This window comes from Flavobacterium sp. (genome assembly GCF_039916025.1).
Taxonomy (GTDB): Bacteria; Bacteroidota; Bacteroidia; order Flavobacteriales; family Flavobacteriaceae; genus Flavobacterium.
In genome coordinates, this window is record NZ_JBDSMB010000039.1 from 23691 (window position 1) to 29835 (window position 6145).

2 protein-coding genes are annotated in these 6145 nt (G+C 35.9%); one reads left to right on the forward strand and one right to left on the reverse strand.

The features are described from left to right. Positions 1-121: 121 nt before the first annotated feature. Positions 122-4402, reverse strand: a complete 4281-nt coding sequence (locus ABIQ27_RS02135; RefSeq protein ID WP_348031616.1) for a T9SS type A sorting domain-containing protein — start codon at positions 4400-4402, stop codon at positions 122-124. 386 nt (positions 4403-4788) lie between these two features. Between ABIQ27_RS02135 and lysA the strand changes: the two genes are divergently transcribed. Next, positions 4789-5994: a diaminopimelate decarboxylase gene (gene lysA, locus ABIQ27_RS02140; RefSeq protein WP_348031618.1), complete on the forward strand. Its 1206-nt coding sequence runs from the start codon at positions 4789-4791 to the stop codon at positions 5992-5994. The last annotated feature ends 151 nt before the right edge of the window (positions 5995-6145 follow it).

A 6145-nucleotide genomic window follows, 5' to 3' on the forward strand; every position in this document is an offset into this window, starting at 1 on the left:
AAGTGAACTTACAAGTTACTCATATAATCTGGATTCTTATTACTGATAAAAATAATTACGTAAAAAAAACCGATTAGTTTCCTAATCGGTTTTCTTCACTATGAAAATTGGTTGTTGGTAATTATTTTTTGATCATATGCAGTGCTTTTATATTGTTTTCTTGTATTACAACCACATTGTAAACTCCGGAAGGATAACCATTTCCAAACTCCAATTGTGATATTCCATTTAAATCAGTCTCTCTATGCTCGATTAATCTTCCAATCATATCATATACATTCACTCTAATATCTGATGTGCTATTAGTTTCTATTTTTAATTTGAATGTTCCTGAATAGGGGTTTGGATAGCCTATAACTTTGCTTATTGATTCAGAAAGAGACGGAGTTCCCAAATCACATCCTACGGTTTCTACAGTCGCTGTGACAGGTATTCTGGCTGAAGAACATACTTCGGTAACATCCCAATTGTAGAAATAATTATAATTCGAATCGCTTACATAACCATTGTCAATTCCTCCAATTATTGAAACTGCGCCGGTTGTAATTGGGAACGGACTTGGAAATAAATAATTATAAGCAAATGCATTGTCATAAGACGCTCCATCCGTAATCTCAAGTGAATAGTTGTCACCTGCGGCTAACTGATAATTAAGCGTTACGATTTGAGCTGTTGTAGTTGGGTTATAATCTTCAAATGTATTTGGAGTAAAAGTTACATCTGAAGTTCCCGGAACCTGCATTCCATTTTGAAGTACTCTAATAGTTACAGCTGCTGGTCCGGTACCACCTGGATTTTGTTGCGGATATACTTTTACCGAATTTAAAATAATCGAATTGGATAAATTAAATGCCAAACCTTTATTCAATCCTCCAGTACCATAGCCATCCTCTGTATAAACCATACCTCCTACACCATTACTTGTTGATTCGGTACCTGCATAATAAGTAGTTGTCGCAGTAAGACTTGGTGTTATAAATGAATTCCCCGTTCCTAAAATATTACCTCCGGTTTGAGCATCATACCATTTTATAGTATCTGCAGAAGTAGCTGTTAATGTAGCAGTGTCGGTTGTAAGCAAACAAATTGTTGCCGCTGTAGTAGAAGTTATAGTGTTGTTTAAAGCGATTACTATTGGTGTTGATGCTACTGTTGTTGTACTAAATGAACAACTTACATTGCAACGGTAGTATGTATCCTCTATTGGCGAAACATTGCAGGTTGTTGCTGTAGCAGTATCAATATCGCTATAACTTAATCCATCTGTTGAGTTTTGCCATTGATAGGTTATGCCTTCTCCAACAATTACATTTTCTAAACTCAATTTTACTGATTTTCCTCCGCAAATAACAGTTTCAGAAGCTAATGTATTACCTGGAATTACAACTGAACAATCGGATTGTCTTGCTGTAGAAAAGAAACCTTTAAAGCTTGACAACGGCATCGGAGCAGTTGTAGAAGTTAAGGTATTTGGTGTTCCTGCTTCAAATGTGGAAGTTATCCCAAAATCATTATCATAAACTCCGGCTGCAGTTGCTGCCTGTACAATAATGTAATTTTCATCTGCTAAGTCGTCACCAACTTTAATATTAAAATCAGTAGCCGTACCAGCCGTTTTAGAAACTTCCCATCTGTTTTGGCTTAAATGTGCAATATTAGCCGATGGTGTACCCGAATTTGTTTCAAAAGCTTCCACTTTTAAATTAGCTCCCGGTGTTTCAAAACCTCCTGCTGGCGTGGTAATAGCCACCCAAATCGGAGAATACGTTGATTTCCCTACCGGAAAAAAGAAAGCTGCATCAAAACCTGAACCATTAGTTAAATTGATAGCATTTTGGTTTCCTGCGATATCTTTTGAAACAGGGCCGTCAATATAACAATTACTTCCAAAATTTCCGAAGATGCTTCCTGTATATGCCATAGCTGGAGTTCCAATTTTAAGAACACTTGAGGCTGATGTGTGAATAATTCCTTCGGTCATAGTTAATCCGCTAATCACATTGAAAGGTACCAAGAATGTTACTCCGGCCGGACTTGTATTGTTCACTTTAAGTTGATTTACCGAACCAGTAGTAAAAGCTGTATTCAGGATCACATCAGTTTGAGCATTAAACGTTCCGGTACCTGAAATAGTTTGCGGATTCGATGTTGCCACATAAGAACCATCTATATAATTCCCAAGACTGGTTGTGTTGTATACATTTAATTGTCCGTTGTTAACTATATTTCCTCCATAATAAGTATCAACTCCAGAACCAATTACTTTTCCTTGTATGATAGTAAAATCGTTTTGTACATTCATCACAACTCCACTGAAATTAGCATTGTTATTATCTAAATTAACAAATCTGTTTGTTGCATCCGGAGCATTAACGATTAAGTTATTCAGAGATAAAGTCCCTTCCGCTGCTCTAAAATTGCAATTGAATCCGTTTGTAGTCACTGTACTTTTCTCTATTGATATTCCATCCCCAATTTGTAATGTATGTCCAGCTCCGGCAGCATAATTATTACTTGATTCGTATATGAATGCAGATATTGGAGAACCTACAGTATAAAAAGATAAATTTAAAGGTAAAGTTAAACCTGTAGCAGGCAAACTCGGACTTGTATTAATTGAACCATCAAAATTGATACTGGCTATTGTTGTTCCAGCAGGAATTCCTGCACCTGAAACAACTTGACCAATTGTTAAATCATCTACTGAATCTAAAAATATATCGGTAGGATACCAACAGAAAAAACCAGTACAAGGAACTATGCTTGTAATTGTATGTGTTGTGGCCAAACTTGCACTAACAACCGGTGGATCAACGATAGTTATTTTTCCTCCAGTCAGATTTAATGTGGTATTTGTTATTTTGAAAAGCGTTTGGTCAATACTGGTCGCAGCATCGCCGTTATTATTACCATCCACAATGATGTCTCCAGCTGTTTGATTGAATATACTTCCGTTAGAATGCACAATATTTCCATTAACAATAAGAGAACCTCCATTTATGCTATAAGTTCCTTTGTTTGAAAAAGTCGCATTGTTATTTGTACAACCAACCGTTAAACTTAAAGAATCACTAATTAAAGTAGCTCCGGCATTAATATTTACTCCGGCTGCAGTGTTAACAGAATTAACTGTTACCGTATGACCCGAAAGAATAGTTATAGTATCGGTACAAGATGGCACCGAATTACTGCTCCATGTAGAAGCATCATCCCAGTTACCAGATTGAACTGAAGTTACCGGCGTATCTAAAACTGCATTGTACCCAACAAGAAAACCATTATTCAAATCACTATCTGAAAGTCCGATTCTTTCCGCAAAAGGTGTAGTTGTTCCTGCCTGATGCGTTCCTACTGTAGTATCATCAAGCTTAATGATTCTGGAATTCCCATTTTTAATCAAATAAGCATCTTCAATTGAAAAAGCTATAGCATGATTTCCTAACGGAAATGAATAATTAGCATCCTTTTCGATAATCCAGGCGCCTTCATATATATCGGTTATTGTATAAGCACCATCGGGTATAGAAAAACCATTGGCAACAGTTGAAGCATCATAATAACTTACTGAAAGTTCACCGGAAACAGCCGAACTGGTGGTATCATTTGGTCTTGAAATAAATGCCGCTCTGCTTTTTCCATTAGCACTAATAAAAGGAAATAAGGCATCAGCGTTATTATAATCAGCACCCGAAGTTATTGGAGCAAAATTATCATAAGCATCATACCATTTACCAATCGTCCCACTTAAAAAACCACTACCAGCCGGACAAGTTGTAGTCGCGCCACCATAATTTCCGATAGACATTTTATTTGCGGCCAAATCTATTCTGGCACTTGTCAGTGCTAAAGCACTTCTGATTTTAATATTATTAAATCCCCATATAATATTGGGAGTTGCAGTACTGGTATTATCAACAACTATTTGATTAATTACTGCTACTGTGTTACTACTACCTGTACTTAAAAAAGTACCACCAAATGTACCTAACCCATTAACCGTTTGCAATGTTGTTCCATTCAAATTCAACACACCTTCCGGGTCATAACTAGAGCCTTCTGACAAATCAATTCTACCATTGTTTATGATGTTGCCTGCAACAGTGAGCTGTATTCCTTTATTATAACCAAACGAACCCGCATCATAAAAATAAATTCCTTTTAATAATCCACCGGAATTAACCGTTAAATTACCTTCAATGATAAATTCCGAAGATGCTGAAGTACTTTCTAATGTGCCGCTTATAGTAGCATTTTGTATCGTTAGCAAATCATCGAGAGTAACTGTAGTTCCTGTACTTATTACAATATGATCATCCGATGTTGGCATAGTAGCTGCTCCCCAAGTATCAGGGTCGGTATAATTACCCGATTGAACTGAAGTAAACGTAGTTTGTGATTGCATAGTTGTGATACTAAAAAACAGTATCACTACAAATGAAATTCTTTTCAGATTTTCCGAATAAATGCCAGAGTTTGAGAGATGTTTTTGAATGTAATTTAAAAGCATAATCTATAATAAATAGGTTAATAATTGTCCGAAATTTAATTATTTATATCCTTTTAATTTTGTCTAATGCTTTCAAAATGGCAGAATTTAGAAAGCTGAAATTTTCGTTTTTCTGGTAAAGATTTCAGTTAGAAAAAATATCTACAACAAGGTAAATCAGCAAACACTGGTCTTTTCTTTTACTTTCCCATTTATGTAATGTTTTCAAAAAGGATGAATTTCGATATTTAAACAATTGCCATTTCTGGTAAAGAAGCATAGCTTTGTTAAAAAATTACATTATGCAACCAGCAGAATTACTTTCACTATCTAAAGAATTTGGAAATCCTCTCTATGTTTATGACGCAGAGAAAATTGAATTCCAGTACAATCGTTTAACGAAAGCATTTTCAAAAGTAGAAAAGCTTCGCATCAATTATGCGATGAAAGCCTTGTCGAATATTTCTATTCTGAAGCTGCTTAAGAATTTGGGTTCAGGATTGGATACAGTTTCTATTCAGGAAGTGCAGCTTGGCCTTCATGCAGGTTTTACGCCCGATAAAATCATTTTTACCCCAAACGGTGTTTCCTTTGAAGAGATTGAAGAAGTAGCCAAATTGGGTGTTCAAATCAACATTGATAATCTTTCTATTTTGGAACATTTTGGTGCAAAATATCCAAAAGTTCCCGTTTGCATCCGTATCAATCCACACGTTATGGCTGGTGGGAATGAGAACATTTCTGTAGGTCATATCGACAGTAAATTCGGAATTTCTATTTACCAGATTCCACATGTTTTAAGAATCGTTGAGAATACTAAGATGAACATCAACGGAATCCACATGCATACAGGCTCTGATATTCTGGATATCGAAGTATTCCTTTATGCATCAGAAATTCTGTTTGATGCCGCCAAACAATTCAAACATTTAGAGTTTCTTGATTTTGGTTCAGGTTTTAAAGTTCCATACAAAAAAGACGATATTGAAACTAACATCGAAGAATTAGGAAAAAAGTTAACCAAACGTTTCCTTGCATTCGAAAAAGAATATGGCCGTGAATTGACTTTAGCTTTTGAGCCCGGAAAATTTCTCGTAAGTGAAGCTGGATATTTTTTAGCCAAAGTAAATGTAATCAAGCAAACGACATCTACTGTTTTTGCCGGAATTGATAGTGGTTTTAATCATTTAATCCGTCCAATGTTTTACGGATCGCAACACAACATTGAAAATATTTCCAATCCAAAAGGAAAAGAGCGCTTTTACACAGTTGTGGGTTATATCTGTGAAACAGACACGTTTGCCAATAATAGAAGAATTCCCGAAATCCATGAAGGTGACACGCTTTGTTTTAGAAATGCCGGAGCCTATTGTTTCTCGATGGCTTCTAACTATAATTCGCGTTTCAAACCTGCTGAAGTGTTATGGAAAGATGGAAAAGGCCATTTGATACGCGAGCGTGATACGTTTGAGAACTTGTTGCAAAATCAAATTTTGATTGAACTATAATTTCATTTTTATTTTTTGAAGCATAACGTTTTCCCTTCTTTCCAACACCTTCCCCGCTATCCGCGCTACATGGTAGCCAGCTCCTATCGGGGCTACTTACACGAATTGTTCTTCTGTCATAACAAAAAAAAAGTCCTCTCGTTTTTAGAAC

What these genes read in the sequence shown, in the direction of transcription:
- lysA (WP_348031618.1), top strand. Translation starts at nt 4,789, where the DNA reads ATGCAACCAGCAGAATTACTTTCACTATCTAAAGAATTTGGAAATCCT.
- ABIQ27_RS02135 (WP_348031616.1), bottom strand. Translation starts at nt 4,402, where the DNA reads ATGCAATCACAAACTACGTTTACTTCAGTTCAATCGGGTAATTATACC.